The sequence below is a fragment of the Echinicola jeungdonensis genome (assembly GCF_030409905.1).
Lineage (GTDB): Bacteria > Bacteroidota > Bacteroidia > Cytophagales > Cyclobacteriaceae > Echinicola > Echinicola jeungdonensis.
In genome coordinates this window covers 1,603,099-1,620,201 of sequence record NZ_JAUFQT010000001.1, presented here as the reverse complement: position 1 = coordinate 1,620,201, position 17,103 = coordinate 1,603,099, and the positions used below count along the sequence as shown (strand labels likewise).

Genomic DNA, 17,103 nt, shown 5'->3' with positions numbered 1-17,103 from the left:
TTCCTTATAGGTAAAATTAATGATGGTGCCCTCCTGGACCGTGCACATGCCCATGTTCGATCTCTTCGGGTTCAGCATCACGAATAGCAACTACTTCTCCTTTAAAAAATAAATCATATCCTGCCAGTGGAGAATTGAAATCCATATGTACTCCTTTGTAATCCACTTTTATTATTTCTCCTCTCAATTGGTTTCCCTGCTCATCCTGCATGGGGATAACTTTTCCCACTTTTAGCAAGTCTTTGTTTTTTTTGCCCTCTTCTTTAAAATTGGCTTTGGGGACAATAGTTACCTTGTTCTCATCATAATCCCCATAAGCATGCTCATAATCTATAAATACCTCAAAGGTATCCCCTACTGACTTGCCAGCAATGGCCTCTTCCAAAGCCGGAAGGACGTTTCCTGCTCCAAATAAAAATGGAAATGCTTGATCTTTATTTACTCTTTCCCAAAAAACATTTCCACTTTCACCATCATCAACATGTAGTTCATATGCTACAGTGACCACTTTATTTTTTTCAGCTTTCATTTGATATTATTTAACTTCACTTTTTCCGATCCAGGCCAATCCCCTTTTTTAATGTATCTCTAAAATTAAAAAATTAATTCCAGTAGGTGCTGTATGGTCAAGCTTTATTAAATTTCCGGCCAGAAAAATATTTTATTTTATGGAAATCTTTCTACAATCGGAAAATTGGATAGCACTTTTGACCCTGACATTTTTGGAGATCGTTTTGGGGGTAGATAATATCATTTTTATATCTATCGTTTCCAATAAGCTTCCTGAAAACCAACAAGCCAAAGCCAGAAATCTGGGATTAATGTTGGCCATGATTTTCAGAGTGGGTCTGTTATTGGGTATATCCTTTATCATCCAGTTTACTGAACCCTTGTTTTCCATTTTTGGTCATGGCTTTAGTGGCAGGGATCTAATTTTGTCTGGGGGAGGTTTATTCCTATTGTTCAAATCCACTTTGGAAATCCACCATAAAATGGAAGGAGAGGTTGAAAAGGTGAAATCCAATTCAGGAGCTTCATTTGGTAATGTTTTGTTTCAGATAATCCTCCTGGATATGATCTTTTCCTTTGATAGTATCCTGACCGCAGTTGGACTGGTAGATCATGTCATCATTATGATTATTGCGGTGGTGATTTCACTTTTGATAATGATGGCCTTTGCTGGAAAAATAAGCGATTTTATCAACAAACATCCTACCCTTCAGATCCTTGCTTTAAGTTTTCTGATATTGATCGGCGTGATGCTTTTGATAGAGGGATTCCATGTGGAGGTGCCAAAGGGTTATATCTATTTTGCGGTATTTTTCTCTCTTGCTGTGGAACTTGTTAATATGCGTATGCGGAAAAAATCGGCAGAAAAGCCGGTGGAATTGCATCCGAGAATGAAGGAATCTGAAGGGGAATAAAAGTAGTCAATTGAAGGTACACTTTTGAACCTTGACCATTAATTTTGAATGGAAAAAAGGCTTAGATGTATTTTACGGGTTTTCCTGATTTATTTTTTTATTCTTAATTATCCTTTAGGTAGATGGAAATTTTGGTAAATAAGAGTTCAGAGTCAAAATTTTGACCCTGAACTCTTATTTAAATATTTCAGTAAGATTTTAAGCTGATCTCTTTAGGTTTTGGACTCAATTTTCAAATAGTCCTTATTAATGAGAAAAATGAAGGGGACTACATAAATCCAATGCCTTAAAAGAGAACCGATGGCTTTCATTGGGCCTGCATTGCTTCCTGCTACCCCAGCTCCTAAAAGAGGAAACATAAATAACCAAACTAAAACTATAGTATGGGCAGTAATGAAAATAAAGGGCCTTAGCCAATACGGCCCCCAAAGAGATGGCGCTATTCCTGCATAAAGAACGGCCAGTAATATGCCATTACCATAGTGGCCGAAAACACCATAAGCACTTCCTAACCCTGTTTTGTTTCCAAGTAAATTAGGAATATCCCACCACTGTCCAGTGAGAATAAAGCCTAGTACATCAAATAGAATTGTACCGGCAATACCAGCGATAATTGCATTCTTCCAATTGATTGTCCGCATAACTTTTCTTTATATTGATCATATTAAATGGATTTGAAGACATTTATTTAACCATTACGGATTAAAATGCCTCCTTCACTTTTGGACAATTAGACGAGACTGGTATTTAATCCTGACAAAAAACAAATTATATATTTTCAATTATTTCAAGAATCCTGGCTTTTCTCACTTTGGAAGGTGTATGATTAATTTTTTTGTGATTAACAAACCAACTTTGGATGGTCTTGTTAATAATTTTACTTTGATTTTGATATGCGCTACATGCATTACACATTGAAAGATGGAATTTCAACCGAATTTTTTCCAAATTAGTAAGTGAAACAATTTCTTTTTTTTCGATTAGCCCAGTTGCTTTTATACAAGGAAGGAAAATGGGAGTTAAAATTTTTTTCATTTTCTTATTCATATGGCTTCCCCTTTACATTTTATCAAACCAATATTTCTCGATGCATTTTTTCAGGAAAAGTTTTGCTCTATGGATTATTTGCCAATAATTAGACGAGCTTACCTTAAGTTCCTGACAAATTTCTTTGTATCCTTTTTCCAATCTGTATTTCATCAGAACGGCCGTTTTCCAATTAATGGGAAGATCATCCATACAAGTGTCCATGACCTTGTTAAATGCTTCATTATCCAACAAATGCTCGTTTTCATCCCATAAATTTTCATATCCATTTAATTCCCAGTTCCCATTATTATCAAATAAAGAATTGGTAGTTTGAAAGGCTAAATTTTGGGAAGGGTCTTTATTCTTAAAAATGGAATGAGCGGATTTTCTATAATAATCTATGATTTTGTTATTTAAAATTTTAAATAACCAAGTTTTAGGAGAGCTATTACCTTTAAACGAATTATAAGACCTGTAAGCAGAAAGAAAGGTGTCTTGCACCAAATCTTCTGAAACTTCCCTTTCAGAAGTTTTATAAAAAGCCCAAGAATATAACTCATTCTCATACTCATTCACCCAATTTTCAAAAATTTTCCTTTGGTCCATGTGACTAATTTATTTTCATATACTGCTAATGAATTAAATTAAAGAATTTAACAACATCCACCTCCGGAATAATGCCAACTAGAATCACTTATGAAGATGTCCTTTCTTTCAAGCCCTTTCAAGGCTTCCGCCGTTTTATCACAAATAGCTAATGGCTGATTGTAAAATAAAATATGCCCCTTTTCATCATCGAAATACTCTCCTTCACCATGGTATATAGCAGATTTTCCTGTAAAAATGCAGGGACCATCCTTTGGGATGGGGTCTTTTATGGCACAGATTTCAAGACTTTCGATTATTATATCATTTTTTACCTCAGGAAAATGGGTTGAGGCCAATATCCGGTAAGGCCGTCTAGCCCTCACTTCTATGGTACCAAAACCTTGATCTGTTAACAGTTTTAGATAATCCTTTATAGGAATTGCTCCACTTATACATTGAGCTCTAAGTTCATCATTATTTCTTAATTCCTCAGGGATGTGCTGATCACAAACAGGGTCGGAAAGCACTAACCTTCCTCCTGGTTTAAGCACCCTGTATGCCTCAGAAATTGCCTTTTCCAATTCTTTTTCTTTGAAAATATTAAAAAGGCAATTTTGCGCCGTCACATCTACACTTTGATCAGCCAGGGGTAAAGACAAAGCATCTCCCTTTAATAAAGAAATAAATTCCTTTTGAAACCATGGGTTGGATTTTTCTGCTTCCACCAAATTATGATGTGCCACTTCAATCATCTCATCTAAAACATCCAAACCAATTACACTAGCTTTTTGGCGGGTAAAATAAGCGAACTGGAGAAGCTCCATCCCTCCCCCTATTCCTATATACAAAACAATTGGATTATTGGAGAGGTCATGGGGGTGGACGGTAGTTCCACATCCGTAGTTCATTTCTTGCATTATTTTCGGAACATGAAGCCCAGGCAAATTCCATACTGGGTTTGTTGTGCAACATAATCCCAGCATTGGTTCCTTGGCTGCTTTTTTATAAAGGTTATGGGTGCTTTCTAAATAATTGTTCATATGAAGTTTTATAAAGGACAAGGGGAATCCCAATAATAGGAGTAAAGGGAAATAGGGATATGGATCTTTTTCTAATTAAAATCTGAAAACAACAATAAGTTTCAAAATACAGAATTCCCTATCAATATGATAGTCTTCTGATAATTTATGGAATTTCCCGATAAACCGATAAAAGTGAGCTAAAAATCCCTGTCAGGAATTCTGGGTACCAGCGTCTATTCTATTGTTAAATATCCCGATGGAATTTCACCTTAAGGTTTGGTGCAAGGAGGTGGTGGATAAAATGATGAATTCACAAAAATGGAAATTTGGAAAAGAACAAACAAAGATGAAAGGAAAGTGTAATAATATAGGCCTATTCCTTTTATTGCTGTTTCTTACCCTTTTGCCTTTCAATTTATTGGGCCAGGCTTGTTGTTCCGGGGGTGTTCCGTTAGGAGGTACCCTTGGTTTGGGAACGGCAGAAGATAAATCCTTGCAATTTCTCCTGACTTATGATAGGAATGTTTTAAAGGACCTGATGGATTTCAGGATTTTACTGGATGATAATTCACGGAGCCGATTTACCACATCAACACTTTTAGAAATTAATTACGGTATTAGCGAACGTTTTGCTATTACTGGTGTATTCCCATATGTCCGACAAGAAAGGAGAATTAAAGGTTTTCAAGGCAAGGAAGATATTACTTTGACGGAGGGTTGGGGAGATATGATTTTGTTATTGAAATATAATTTACTTGACCCCAATAAACCTGCGAATTCACAATGGATTGTTGGGATAGGCCCAAAGATTCCCACAGGGGAGACCAACTTTAAAAATAACCAAGGGCTTACATTGGTTGCGGATATGCAACCGGGATCGGGCTCATGGGATACATTTTTTTGGATTTTCTTCCAAAAATCCAAATTTATTGTGCCTTCTCTTAGCCTGATGAAGGTGATTACCTATAGGAAATCCGGAAAAAATAAAAATTATAACGGAAGTCAGGTTTATCAGTTCGGTGATGAATTTATGTTCAATTTGGGCCTTAATTATAATTTTTTGATCCATTGGCCGACAGATATTTTTGTTTTTGGTAGGTATAGAAGCCAAACCGTTGATTTGATTGATGAAAATGTTTTTCCGGGCTCTGGAGGAAAATGGGGATACCTTATCCCAGGTTTGAATATAAGTTTTCATCCAAATATTGCACTTAGGGCTTCTGTTGACCTGCCAGTTTACCGAAATCTAAAAGGAACTCAATTAACAACTACTTATAAATATAATATATCCTTGTTTTATCAATTTTCATGGAATGATGCGGGGAAGAACAAGTTTAAATTAGAGTAGCTATGAAAAATTTAAAAAAAATAATTTCAAGTGTTTGGTTGGTGTTAATGTGTTCTTCCGGATGTACTGAAGGCGATAGTCCCAATAGCATAGGAGGGATTGGAGGAACAAAACAAGATACTACTTGGCTAATACCAATCAAGGAGGTATTTGATGGAGGGCCAGGAAAGGATGGAATTCCCGCCTTGACCAATCCCAATTTCATTTCAGCATCTGAAGCTATTTACTTAAGTGACGAGGATTTAGTGTTGGGTTATGTGGATCTTAATGAGGCAAAGGCTTATCCTCACAGGATTCTTGATTGGCATGAAATCATCAATGACGACATCAATGAGATTTCAATGGCAGTTATTTATTGCCCCCTAACCGGAACAGGAATAGCTTGGGATAGAAATATTGGGAAAGGGAAAACCACTTTTGGGGTTTCAGGTTTGTTATATAATACCAATATCATTCCCTATGATAGGGCTACAGACACAAATTGGTCCCAAATATTGCTAAAGGCAGTAAATGGAGATTTGGCTGGCCAAAATCCAAAAACCATTAATTTGGTGGAAACAAGCTGGAAAAACTGGCGGGAAATGTTTCCCCAAACTAAAGTTGTCTCGACTATTACCGGACACAACCGGAATTATGGTTTTTACCCTTATGGCAGTTACCGAACAAATGAAACTATCCTTTTTCCTGTAAGTAAAAGGGACAATAGATTGCATCCAAAAGAAAGAGTTTTAGGAATTATCCATGAAAATTCAGTAAAGGCCTACAGAATTGAAATGTTTGGAGAGGTCAATTCTTTGATCTTGGATCAGTTTGGAACTAATGATTTGGTAATAGTTGGCAATAAAACTAAAAACTTTATAGTGGCATTTAATAGGAAGCTTCCGGATGGGACATTATTGGATTTTGAGGTAGTAGAAAATAAAGGGGCCACCATTTTAAAAGACCAGGAAGGAAATCAATGGGATATCATGGGAAGAGCAGTATCTGGGCCCAGAGAAGGTGAAAGATTAAAGGCTATGCCTCAAATGATAGGATATTGGTTTGCCTGGGCCCCATTTTATAAAGTAGAATTGTTCCAGTAAAATTTAAAAAACCTTTTGAAGCATTACCCTTTTTGAGGCTTTTTATTTCTGTTTTTCCAGGTAAGTTTTCCGGTAATCGGACCAAATCTCATAAATGGGGTCCCCCTTAGAACTTAAGCCCATGTGATGCCAATCTCCGTTTTTGATTTCATAATTGAAGCCTAAGGAAGCACCCACCCTGCTGTCATCCTTGCTGAAAAATTCAATGTATTCGGTATATTTCCCGTTTTGAGCTGTATAATTTCCCCCACCTGTTCCGCTGAATTCACCGGTTGCAGAATTAAAAGCGATCCATTGGAATCTACCTCCTCCCAGGATTTTAATGGTTCGTCGGTCTCCGGGAGTCATGGTTTGGATTTCTCCGTCCCTTTTCCTGCCAGTAATTACCCAAGTGCCATCCAGAGGGTCTTCTCTTTCTGAGATTTTTTCCCAAATCTCAATATAATTTTTTCCCATTCTTCGACTGGATAAAACCAATTTTTCATCCACAAAGTCCATAGTGTAATCCTGAGTGGAGCCAACCAATTCCGGATTTTCTGTATAAAAATCAAAAGTTTCCTTATATTCTTCCCCTTCGATCGAATATAATCCGCCACCAGCATTTAAAAAATGATTGTTATCTGAAGTTTTAATCCCAAAGGCAAAATATCCATCCTGGTAGATTTTTACGCATTCCCGGTCTTTGACAGGCTCCCCGTTGAGATGGGTGAGTTTCCAGGCTCCTTCCAGGTCTTGAGCAAAAACTCCAAATACAATCATCATAAATGGAAGGAATAATAAATTTTTCATGGCATTTCCCTTTGGTTGAAAGTTTCAATTTACAAATTTCAAAGAAGGTAGGGTACTTATTATTTTTTCTTTATCCTTAATTTTTTATTAATGGCCCATAAATTAGAATAATTTGGGAATTTTGGTGATTTTATGCATTCCTGGAATTATAAATCAAAAGAAAGGAAAACGAAATATTGTCTATGAAAAAATTTGTTCTGGGAAAAACCAAGGAAGCAGTTTTGGGTATGTTGCCGGAAAATGCCATTCAAATGGCCAAATTGGGGGATAACAAAATATGCTTGGTCCGGATAGAGGAAAAGGTTTTTGCCTTTGAGCCCTTTTGCCCGCATCGGGGTGCAGCACTTCGGGACGGACATATCAATGGAAATTTGGAATTAGTTTGTCCTTTGCACCATTACCGCTTTGCCCTTCAATCCGGCCAATTGGCATCCGGGGGAAGTTGCCGGGATTTGGATATTTTTCCAACCAAATTGACGGATAGTGGCTTGGAGATTTTTATTGGCGAAGAGTAGGGGAGTAACGTTAATAAAAAAATCAGGTTGAGATGAGGAAGGTAGGGTATTATAAATAAGTCAGTGGGTACAAGGTACCAGGTTCGGGATACAAAGAGAAGACTGCTAACTGAACAAAATATTAATTTGGCTACTGTTTTAGTATTCAAACCTCCCTTATCTGATCATCCCAAGTATAGTCCGAATGAAAACATGAAGGAGGAAATCATTTTTAAAATTGGAAATCCATCAAATTCACGCAAATTAGTGTAATTCGTTGACCTATTCTGGATCTTTGAGACTACTAGGACCAGTGCAGATATACTAATTACGCCTTCTCAAAAACCAAAGCCGCCCAATTATCCCTAACCTTTTGATTTTTTAGGTTAAGGCCCAGGGATTCGGCTCTTAATTGTATTTCTGGAATATCATGATCATAAAAACCACTGAGAAGTAAGAAGCCTTTTGTTGGAAGCAAATTAACATATACCTCCATTTCATCCAGCAATACATTTTTGTTGATATTGGCCAGTGCAATATCAAATGGGCCTTGGGGATTGACTTCTCTGATGGTTCCATGACCCATCTTGACCCCGGCCATGCCATTGAGTTCAAAATTCTCATTGCCATTTTCCACGCACCAGTTGTCAATATCAAAAGCTTCGATATGTTTAGCCCCCAACTTATGGGCCATGATGGCTAAAATTCCGGTTCCAGCCCCAATGTCAATGACAGATTTTCCCTGATGGTCTATTTCCAACAGATGGGAAAGCATTAAATAGGTAGTGGCATGATGGCCGGTTCCAAAGGACATTTTTGGATTGATGACGATTTCATGCTTGACATCCTCTTTGCTGGGATGAAAAGAGGCCCTGACATAAACCTCCTTGCCCACCTGAATGGGATCATAGTGTTTTTCCCATTCCTCATTCCAGTTTACCTTGGGCATTTTTCCTTCCATAACTTTTATCTGTGCAACCTCCTGATACCTATCCAGGATTTCTTGATAAGCTTCCCGGTCAAAATGGTCCTCCTGGGAATAGGCTTCCAGTCCTGAATCAGTTTCCAAAAAAGAATCAAAGCCAATTTCAGCCAGTTCGGCAATTAGAATTTCCGTAAATTCCGGTTTACACTCGATTTTAAATTCCAGGTAATCCATGATGGTGGAGGAATAGATGGTTTAAATAAATGAAGGTAGGAAGAAAAATTAACCCGGTTCAAAAGATGAACCGGGTTAAAGAATATTTAGAAGGACTTAATGATGTCTACAAAGTCTCTGGATTTTAGGGAGGCTCCTCCGATAAGGCCGCCATCTACATCAGGCTTGGAGAAAATTTCCTGGGCATTGGAGGGCTTGCAGCTTCCGCCATAAAGGATGGAAATTTTGTCAGCAAGTTCTTGACCATATTTAGAAGCAATATGGGCTCTGATAGCTGCATGCATGTCCTGAGCTTGTTCAGAAGTGGCGGTTTTACCTGTGCCGATGGCCCAGATGGGTTCATAAGCAATGACAATTTTTTCAAAATCAGCTTCACTCAGTCCGAATAGACTTTCTGTCAATTGGTCTTTTACATAAGCTTCATGGGTACCTGCTTCTCTGATTTCCAATGGTTCACCGCAGCAAAAGATTGGGGTCAATCCATTTTCCAAGGCTTGTTTCACCTTTTCAGTCAGCAATTCATTGCTTTCTTTGAAATATTCTCTTCTTTCACTATGACCAAGGATCACATAAGAAGCGCCAAAAGAGGCAAGGATGGGAGCGGAAACTTCTCCAGTAAAAGCACCTGAAGCCTTGTCAGAACAATTTTGGCCGCCCAAAAAGATATTGGAAGCGTCTCCGATCAATTTCTTGACATTGGAGGCATGAACAAATGGAGGGTTCAATACAATGGTAACATCATTTACAGGCTCATCTTTGACCATATTAACAATTTCAGAAGTGAGCTTTTGGCCCTCTTCCTGCGTTCCGTTCATTTTCCAGTTTCCGGCAACAATTTTTTTGCGCATGATAATTAGTGTTAGGTTTAATATATTTGATATCTAAACTATAATTACTGCCCTATTTTTTTGGGCAAATATTGTTTCGAGGCTAAAATTAATCAAAATGTCCTTCCTAAGAAAAGATTATTCCAACGAGCGTCCCAAAAAAGCCCTGAGCCCTTCCCAGGCCAGGGTGAAAATAGCTGCTTTTTGTGCTTATCAGGAACGTAGTCAGCAGGAAGTAAGGGATAAGTTATATGGGTATGGACTAAATAAAGGTGATGTGGAGGACTTGCTTACTGAAATGATCACTGAAGGGTTTGTTAATGAATCCAGGTTTGCAGAAGCCTTTGTTCGGGGAAAATTTAAACTTAAAAAATGGGGAAGGGTAAAAATCCAACAAGCCCTACAACAGCATCGACTTACCCAAAATTGCATCAAGGAAGGAATGAAAGAAATAAACCCTGATGAATATTGGGAAACGCTTTTGGAATTGGCCGAAAAGAAATGGGCATCCACATCGAACAATGAGCCCCTAAAAAGAAAAGCTAAGGTTCAGCGGTTTTTGTTATACCGTGGATATGAAAATGATTTGGTTCAAGCGGCTTTGGAGGAAGTTATGGAAGATTTTTGAGCATATACACGTCCTCCTTTTCCTGGGGAACTACTTCCAGTACATTAGCCAAAACCAATCTTATCAAGGTTTTGGAAGCAATAAACCTGGGCAATTTTGCAATTTTGGAGTATTCTTTTAAAGTAATGGATGATTTGTCCCCCAGTGCTTGCATCAGCTTGGTTTCTTTTTCTCCATAATTGAAGATGATATCTTTTGGCTTTTTTTGCCTTCTTAATATCTGCCAAACTTCCCTGCTGGCCTGAATGGTGCGGTCATCTGCCCGGACAAAAGATTTTTTCCTTCCTTCTTCATATAAATAATGGGGTCTTTTGGGGCTTTTTTCAAAATGGTAAACAGCCACGCCCTTCTTTTCATTGATGGGGATGATCCATTGTTCATATTGGACCATCGGACGGATCAGGTCTTTGATGGCTTTGTCCAGGACATATACTTCTTCGTCAATATACCTATGACCACTCACTGTCTTGTCATCATCCACACCGATCATCAGGTAACCACCATCAGTGTTGGCCAAGGCAATGACTTCCCTTACTATTTTTTCAGGGTTTGACACTTTCTTTTTGAATTCAATATGCAACCCTTCGCCTTGCTGCGCCAGTTTTGTCACCTCCCGAAGTGTCATTTCCTTTTTTGTTTATCTAATTAAAAAGCTGATTCCAGCCCTTAATCCTGCCACATTACTAATGGCATAATAATCAACCATACCCTCAAACCTTATACGGTACGAAGCATTAAAAGTATATCCCAAGCCAATTGCCACATCACTTTCTTTTCCAACCAATCCCCTAATCCTTGCAAAAAGAGGTTCAAAAGGGTAAGCCCTGGCTCCCAATGTTACTTGGTTGGAATGGTTATAGTTAAATTCGTAACCTCCAGAAAAGGAAAGGAAATGCCTGTGGAAATAATTGATTTCTGTTCCGATTTGGTACCTCCTGATCACTCCTGGTGCATCGGTTCTTACCAGGTCAATAGCTCCTGAAATTAAATAGCTGCCTTCTGCTTGTTGGGCTTCAGCACGGTAGTAAAATAATAAAAAAAGGCCTAAGGCCATTAAGGTGATCTTCTTTTTCATGCGTCCATTCTTTTGAGCTCTTCCAAGCGTTTTTTCAATCCCTCCCATTCGTCCCTCAAGCGGGCGGCCTCCATAAAATTAAGCTCTTTGGCAGCCTTTTCCATTTGTTTTTGGGTTTGGGGAATCAATTTCTCCAGCTTGTCCTTGCTCAAATACTGTACCACCGGATCCGCTGCATAGGATTGCTCATCGGTGAAATGGTCATCATAATATTTAGCATTCTTCTTACTATCTGCAACCTTAGTTTGCCCCATAATCCTTTCACGGGATTTGATCACGGTTTTAGGAACGATGCCATGCTCCTCATTATATGCCATCTGAATAAATCTTCTCCTTTTGGTTTCATCAATGGCTTTTTTCATGGATTTGGTAGTCCTGTCTGCATACATGATCACCCGGCCATTTTCGTTTCTTGCGGCCCTACCTATGGTCTGTACCAAACTCCGTTCATTTCTAAGGAAACCTTCCTTGTCCGCATCCAAGATGGCTACCAGGGAAACCTCAGGCAGATCCAATCCTTCCCGCAGAAGATTCACCCCCACCAGCACATCAAACACCCCCAATCGAAGTTCCCGGAGGATTTCCACCCGATCCAGGGATTTTACTTCTGAGTGGATATACCGGCATTTGATCCCGGCCCTTTCCAAAAATTTGTGGAGTTCTTCGGCCATTCTTTTAGTCAAGGTAGTGACCAAAGCCCTATCACCTTGTTGAATGGTTTGATCTATTTCCTCCATCAGATCATCGATTTGATTTCCACTGGGCCTAACATCAATCAATGGATCCAATAGGCCGGTTGGCCGGATTATTTGTTCGACTACCAAGCCATCGGTTTGATTGAGTTCATAATCGGCCGGTGTGGCGGAGACATAAATGATCTGGTTGGTAAGGTTTTCAAATTCATCAAACTTCAAAGGCCTGTTGTCCAATGCAGAAGGAAGCCTGAAACCAAAATCAACCAGATTGACCTTTCGGGAGCGGTCCCCTCCCCACATGGCCCTGATTTGGGGCATGGTTACATGGCTTTCGTCTACCACCATCAAAAAATCATCCGGAAAATAATCCAACAAGCAGAAAGGCCTGGCTCCTGCTGCTCTTCTGTCAAAATACCTGGAATAGTTTTCTACGCCCGAACAATAACCCAGTTCCCTCATCATTTCCAGGTCAAACTCTGTCCTTTCCTTCAACCTGCTGGCTTCTTCCAACCTCATATCTTTTTCAAAAAAGGAAATTTGAGCCATCAGGTCGTCTTGAATTTCCTTAATGGCCACATCCAATACGTCCTTGCCGGTAACAAAAAGGTTGGCTGGGAAGATGGTGATGATTTTTTCATCCGAGATTTTTTTGCCGGTTTCCGGCTCTACTCTTTGGATGGCTTCTATTTCATCGCCCCAAAAATAAATGCGGTATGCAAAATCTGCGTAGGCAACAAAAATATCAACGGTATCACCTTTTACCCGAAATGTTCCATGTTTGAAATCATGGTTGGCCCGGCTGTAAAGTATATCCACAAGTTTAAACAACAACTGATTTCTGGGAATCCGATCGCCTTCCTGAAGTTTGATTACATTTTTTCCAAATTCCTCAGGGTTACCAATACCGTAAATACAGGAAACCGAGGCCACGACAATGACATCCCGTCTACCACTTAATAAAGAGGAGGTGGCGCTTAAGCGAAGTTTTTCGATTTCCTCATTGATGGACAAATCCTTTTCGATGTACACCCCACTTGATGGTATAAAGGCTTCCGGTTGATAATAATCATAATAGGAAATAAAATACTCCACTGCATTTTCAGGAAAAAACTGCTTGAATTCCCCATATAGCTGGGCTGCGAGGGTTTTGTTATGGCATAGTACCAATGTTGGTTTTTGTACCTCCTGAATAACATTGGCTATGGTAAATGTCTTACCAGAACCAGTAACTCCCAATAATACTTGGGCTGGATCGCCTTCTTTAACTCCTTCTGATAATTTTTTAATGGCTTGGGGTTGGTCACCGGTAGGGCTATATTCGGAAATAATCTTAAAATCCATAATAAATCAATATCCTTGAGTAACATGAAAATACAGAAGAAAAGTTTATTTCACCATAACATTTCTTCCGGCGGCTTTTAATCGCTCCAAGTTATAATAAAGGTAATTTGTCCGCAAGATAACCACCAATATCAGGGGCAGGATACTAGGGTGAAATGACTGCCAGCCCATAATCCAGAAAACTATGGCAGCATCGGCAAGAATAAGGGCAAACAAAAGGTATTTTCTTACCCATTGGGCAGGATATTTCTGGGTCAATCCATAAAGCAAACAACCGTGGACCGGAAAAGCCCAAAGCAAGTTCCAATTGTATTTTGTAGCTGTATGCTCGGTAAAAAACCATAATAAAAATACCACTATTCCGATAATGCTGAGAATCCCAAATAAGGCCAAATCAAAACCGATATAAAGCCTCTTCTTTTTGAAACCGATATAAGTAATGATAATAAATATTATGGCTACCAACCAAAATAAGACATATGGATTGAATATGCTCCCGGGAATTTTAACTGGAGGAAGTTTGAGGACGGTTTGTTGTTTTTTAACCAAGGGCCTGGTTGGTCCATCCCCAACTATTTCAGCCCTAGAAAATGCGGCTTCCATATAATCCGGCAAAAACTGTTTTTCCCTTTCTTTTGCATTTTGATCAATGACACTGCCTAGTGCCAGGTCAATGCCTAAATCTGCCCAGGGTAAGGGATATACATATTCATCAATTAGGGTTCGGAAAGTTTTTTCCTCTATTCCCCCAGGATCTTTCCACTCCAATTGATCACCCAAAACCACTTCAAATAAATCCCGTATCCGGGTGGCACAATTATCATAAAAGAAATCATAGCGGTAAAACCGGTTTTCAGGTTGGTAATTTTCCCGCAAAAATTTTACTGCTCTGGCAGTCTGTTCCGGATTTAAATCCAGTACCTGCTCCCTTACCTCCCTTTCCAGATAAGTGTAATGGTCAATAAATTGCTGATAAGTGCTTACACTTAACATATAGTCCAGTTTTCCCCTCGAAAATTTCAGATAAAAATTAGGGGTATTGAAATCAAAAGTGCCATAATTAAAAACTAAATCCCTGCCACTCAATATGTCCTTCACACGAACTGCTGAATGCCCAAAAGCACTGTAGAGTTCTTCCCCTGGGTCGCAAGTCAACAAACTGACCTGGTAATTTTGCGCTTGTAGAATAGAAATATCCAATGAAACAAGTAAAAAAAATAAGGCAATTTTTTTCATGAATAAGATTATCTGGTTAAATTTATTACAAAGCTAACTTTTTGACTATGACTTTTTTAGACTACAATCATTTTTTGGATAGGCTTTATCCGAAACGAATGTACGAGATAATATCGGTAATATTAATTACCGGAGGGATAATCTCAGCCCCTTGTGATGCCCAAACGGTGAATGCTTACCGGACGGTTTCTTCTGGTTATTTTGATGCAGTAGAGATCTGGGAGATTTATAATGGAAGTGATTGGGTGGCTGCCAGTAAAAAGCCCGATAAAGATTATGACATTTACATTGAAAATGCCCACTTGGTGACTTTAAGGCAGGATGAGGAGGTTAAAAGTTTATATTTAAATGCTGCAATAGGGGCAGACCAAAAAATTAATATTAATGGCTGGGAACTGCACATATATGGTAGTCTAAATGCTTTTGAAGGAGATGCCCCTGGAACATCACGTGGTGCCTGGAATACCAATAATTGGATTGGAAACAGCCTGGGTAGTAAAATAGTTTTTAAGGGAGATTCCCGAACTATTATTGAGGAGGGAGCTTGGAGCGGGTTCTCAATAAATAGTACCTATTCAGTCGTTTTTGATGGAGGGGTTGGAACTGAATTTGTCATTAATGAACCTTTCAAAGCCAACAAATTTACTATTAAGTCAGGGACTGTTGTACAAAATTGGATGGAAGAAAAAGGTTGTTCCACCCTATCTTTCAATTCTAATGATGATTTTGGAGAAGGGGCTTATGGTGACTTGGTTGTGGAAGATGGGGCAACCTTGGAAACTAAGTGTTCTGAAGGAATAACTTTCAGGTCTTCTACGCAGCCTTCCTCGCTTTTTGAAATAGAAGAAGGTGGGAATTTAGTTTTAAAAGGGAACCAACCTGAAATTAATGCAGCCACCATATCCCTGGAAGGAAATGTTTTCTATCAAGGGGAAAGTGGTAATCAGCAATTTATTACCTCAGAATTGGCAGGTTCTGGAGAAGTTGAAACATATCGAAATTTATTTTTTTCGGGAGCAGCGATTAAGGAATTACCTTCCACCCTAGAGGTCAAAGGAGACTTCGAAAAATTGGGAGGAGGAAGCGTTCAACAGAATAATACAACATTGATTTTTTCAGGAAATGAGGATCAGAATGTGTCTAATTGGGCTATGGAGGTTGATGAGCTGGAGATTGATAAATCTGCTGGTGAAATTAGGGTGGATAATGACATTACGGTGATTGATAACTTTTTGATGAACAAGGGGAGCCTTGATTTATCAAACAATAATCTCTTTTTTAATACTTCTGGTTTGGGCTCTTATCAATATACAGGCGGAACATGGCTGAATTTGGCCGAAGTTCATTATGAAAATATCCCGTCAATTTTGAACGCTGAAAATGCTACATTCCCATTTATTGATCAAAAAGAGGGAGGGATTCGGAAATTGCAGTTAGTTGGAAATCATAGTGCTTCAAATCCAGATATTACCATACAATATCATGAGGCGAAAGGTGTCAATCAAGATCCCGGTTTCCAGGATGATGATGGCACCCCTATTTTGTATCAGTTGAACAGTTATTTTACTTTTTCTGGTACAATGGCAGGAACGGAGGATTTGGAATTAAAAATTTCAGCTGATAACCTGATAGTGGAGGATGCGGATGATTTAAGGATCGTGGGAAATCAAGAAGCAGCTCCCGGTATGCATTTGCCAGGAGAAATGGTTGGAGGAGAAGCTTGGTCCAAAAGGGAGGTGTCCTTTGATGAATTAAATGGAAATGACTTTACCATAGGAAGTTATCGTGTGGCCACCATATTACCTGTTTACTGGTTGAATTATCGAGCAAACCAATCTGAGAAGGGAAATCTGATTTTCTGGGAAATTGGAGGAAAGGATCGCTTAAAATTATTTTATCTGTACCGTTCCTTGGGTGGGATTGATCATTTTGAAAAAATTGGAAAGGTTAATCCCAAGGTAAATCAGGTTAAACAAGATTATTCTTTTTTGGATGGTGGAATTATTAATGGGGAGCTTGCATATTACCAGATTGAGATCCTAAAAAAAGATGGAAAGCGGATTTTCAGTCCCGTTTTTAAATTGGAACAAAATCAAAACTTTCAATTTACAGGGTTGGCCATTGGACCCAACCCCTATTCTGGGGGCAATCTTTATCTCAATGTTTCAAAAAAATGGCTAAAGCATGAATTTAAAATTCACCTCCAGGACTGTCAGGGAACATTTATTGCCCAATTTAGGGGAAAGGGGAAGTTGATATTTCAAGATTTAAAGAACACTTTAAAAGAACAAAGTGCTGGTTTGTATTTTATTTCTTTTATTCATCCTTCAGGAATACAGGTGCTCAAATGGGTAAAGCAATAAAAA

General features: G+C 38.8%; 18 protein-coding genes. 6 read left to right on the top strand and 12 right to left on the bottom strand.

All coding sequences use genetic code 11. The annotated features are described in order from the left end of the window. Positions 1-16: 16 nt before the first annotated feature. Positions 17-529, bottom strand: a complete 513-nt coding sequence (locus QWY93_RS06875) for an FKBP-type peptidyl-prolyl cis-trans isomerase (protein ID WP_290247434.1) — start codon at positions 527-529, stop codon at positions 17-19. A gap of 139 nt (positions 530-668) precedes the next feature. On the opposite strand from QWY93_RS06875, the gene QWY93_RS06870 reads away from it, so the two are divergent. After that, positions 669-1,424: a TerC family protein gene (locus QWY93_RS06870; RefSeq protein ID WP_290247433.1), complete on the top strand. Its 756-nt coding sequence runs from the start codon at positions 669-671 to the stop codon at positions 1,422-1,424. A gap of 212 nt (positions 1,425-1,636) precedes the next feature. On the opposite strand, the gene QWY93_RS06865 is transcribed toward QWY93_RS06870, so the two are convergent. From QWY93_RS06865 to arsM, 4 genes are all read right to left on the bottom strand, one after another. After that, complete coding sequence (locus QWY93_RS06865; protein WP_290247432.1) at positions 1,637-2,065, bottom strand: hypothetical protein; 429 nt, start codon at positions 2,063-2,065, stop codon at positions 1,637-1,639. Positions 2,066-2,192: 127 nt separating this feature from the next. Beyond that, complete coding sequence (locus QWY93_RS06860) at positions 2,193-2,471, bottom strand: hypothetical protein (RefSeq protein ID WP_290247431.1); 279 nt, start codon at positions 2,469-2,471, stop codon at positions 2,193-2,195. Between the two features lie 12 nt (positions 2,472-2,483). Continuing rightward, entirely contained in the window at positions 2,484-3,059 is a 576-nt protein-coding gene (locus tag QWY93_RS06855) for a sigma-70 family RNA polymerase sigma factor (protein WP_290247430.1), read from the bottom strand. 47 nt (positions 3,060-3,106) lie between these two features. Then, complete coding sequence (gene arsM, locus QWY93_RS06850) at positions 3,107-4,081, bottom strand: arsenosugar biosynthesis arsenite methyltransferase ArsM (protein WP_290247429.1); 975 nt, start codon at positions 4,079-4,081, stop codon at positions 3,107-3,109. 238 nt (positions 4,082-4,319) lie between these two features. On the opposite strand from arsM, the gene QWY93_RS06845 reads away from it, so the two are divergent. Next, complete coding sequence (locus QWY93_RS06845) at positions 4,320-5,411, top strand: transporter family protein (protein ID WP_290247428.1); 1,092 nt, start codon at positions 4,320-4,322, stop codon at positions 5,409-5,411. 2 nt (positions 5,412-5,413) lie between these two features. Next, a complete protein-coding gene (locus QWY93_RS06840; protein WP_290247427.1) occupies positions 5,414-6,493 on the top strand; it encodes a DUF3179 domain-containing protein in 1,080 nt (359 codons plus the stop codon). A gap of 42 nt (positions 6,494-6,535) precedes the next feature. Here the strand turns inward: QWY93_RS06840 and QWY93_RS06835 are convergent, their stop codons facing one another. Further along, the gene (locus tag QWY93_RS06835; RefSeq protein ID WP_290247426.1) at positions 6,536-7,282 is read right to left on the bottom strand and encodes a DUF4488 domain-containing protein; all 747 of its coding nucleotides are present in this window, start codon (positions 7,280-7,282) and stop codon (positions 6,536-6,538) included. Positions 7,283-7,464: 182 nt separating this feature from the next. On the opposite strand from QWY93_RS06835, the gene QWY93_RS06830 reads away from it, so the two are divergent. Further along, complete coding sequence (locus tag QWY93_RS06830) at positions 7,465-7,797, top strand: Rieske (2Fe-2S) protein (protein ID WP_290247425.1); 333 nt, start codon at positions 7,465-7,467, stop codon at positions 7,795-7,797. A gap of 307 nt (positions 7,798-8,104) precedes the next feature. Here the strand turns inward: QWY93_RS06830 and prmA are convergent, their stop codons facing one another. Both prmA and tpiA read right to left on the bottom strand, forming a co-directional pair. Beyond that, entirely contained in the window at positions 8,105-8,935 is an 831-nt protein-coding gene (gene prmA, locus QWY93_RS06825) for a 50S ribosomal protein L11 methyltransferase (RefSeq protein WP_290247424.1), read from the bottom strand. An 86-nt stretch (positions 8,936-9,021) separates the two neighbouring features. Next, positions 9,022-9,783, bottom strand: a complete 762-nt coding sequence (gene tpiA / locus QWY93_RS06820; protein ID WP_290247423.1) for a triose-phosphate isomerase — start codon at positions 9,781-9,783, stop codon at positions 9,022-9,024. Between the two features lie 97 nt (positions 9,784-9,880). Here tpiA and QWY93_RS06815 point away from each other — a divergent pair, with 97 nt between their 5' ends. Beyond that, positions 9,881-10,390: a regulatory protein RecX gene (locus tag QWY93_RS06815; protein WP_290247422.1), complete on the top strand. Its 510-nt coding sequence runs from the start codon at positions 9,881-9,883 to the stop codon at positions 10,388-10,390. Here QWY93_RS06815 and QWY93_RS06810 read toward each other — a convergent pair. From QWY93_RS06810 to QWY93_RS06795, 4 genes are read right to left on the bottom strand one after another with little or no spacing between them, the layout of a single operon-like run. Continuing rightward, positions 10,374-11,015 carry an AlbA family DNA-binding domain-containing protein gene (locus QWY93_RS06810; RefSeq protein ID WP_290247421.1) on the bottom strand — a complete coding sequence of 214 codons (642 nt, stop codon included), beginning with the start codon at positions 11,013-11,015 and terminating at the stop codon, positions 10,374-10,376. The genes QWY93_RS06815 and QWY93_RS06810 overlap by 17 nt on opposite strands. A gap of 12 nt (positions 11,016-11,027) precedes the next feature. Beyond that, positions 11,028-11,465 carry a hypothetical protein gene (locus QWY93_RS06805; RefSeq protein ID WP_290247420.1) on the bottom strand — a complete coding sequence of 146 codons (438 nt, stop codon included), beginning with the start codon at positions 11,463-11,465 and terminating at the stop codon, positions 11,028-11,030. Continuing rightward, entirely contained in the window at positions 11,462-13,501 is a 2,040-nt protein-coding gene (gene uvrB / locus QWY93_RS06800) for an excinuclease ABC subunit UvrB (protein ID WP_290247419.1), read from the bottom strand. The genes QWY93_RS06805 and uvrB overlap by 4 nt, the downstream gene beginning before the upstream one ends. A gap of 45 nt (positions 13,502-13,546) precedes the next feature. After that, positions 13,547-14,737, bottom strand: a complete 1,191-nt coding sequence (locus QWY93_RS06795) for an Lnb N-terminal periplasmic domain-containing protein (RefSeq protein WP_290247418.1) — start codon at positions 14,735-14,737, stop codon at positions 13,547-13,549. Between the two features lie 47 nt (positions 14,738-14,784). Here QWY93_RS06795 and QWY93_RS06790 point away from each other — a divergent pair, with 47 nt between their 5' ends. Further along, on the top strand, positions 14,785-17,100 hold the full coding sequence (locus QWY93_RS06790; protein ID WP_290247417.1) for a T9SS C-terminal target domain-containing protein: 2,316 nt from the start codon (positions 14,785-14,787) through the stop codon (positions 17,098-17,100). Positions 17,101-17,103: the final 3 nt, after the last annotated feature.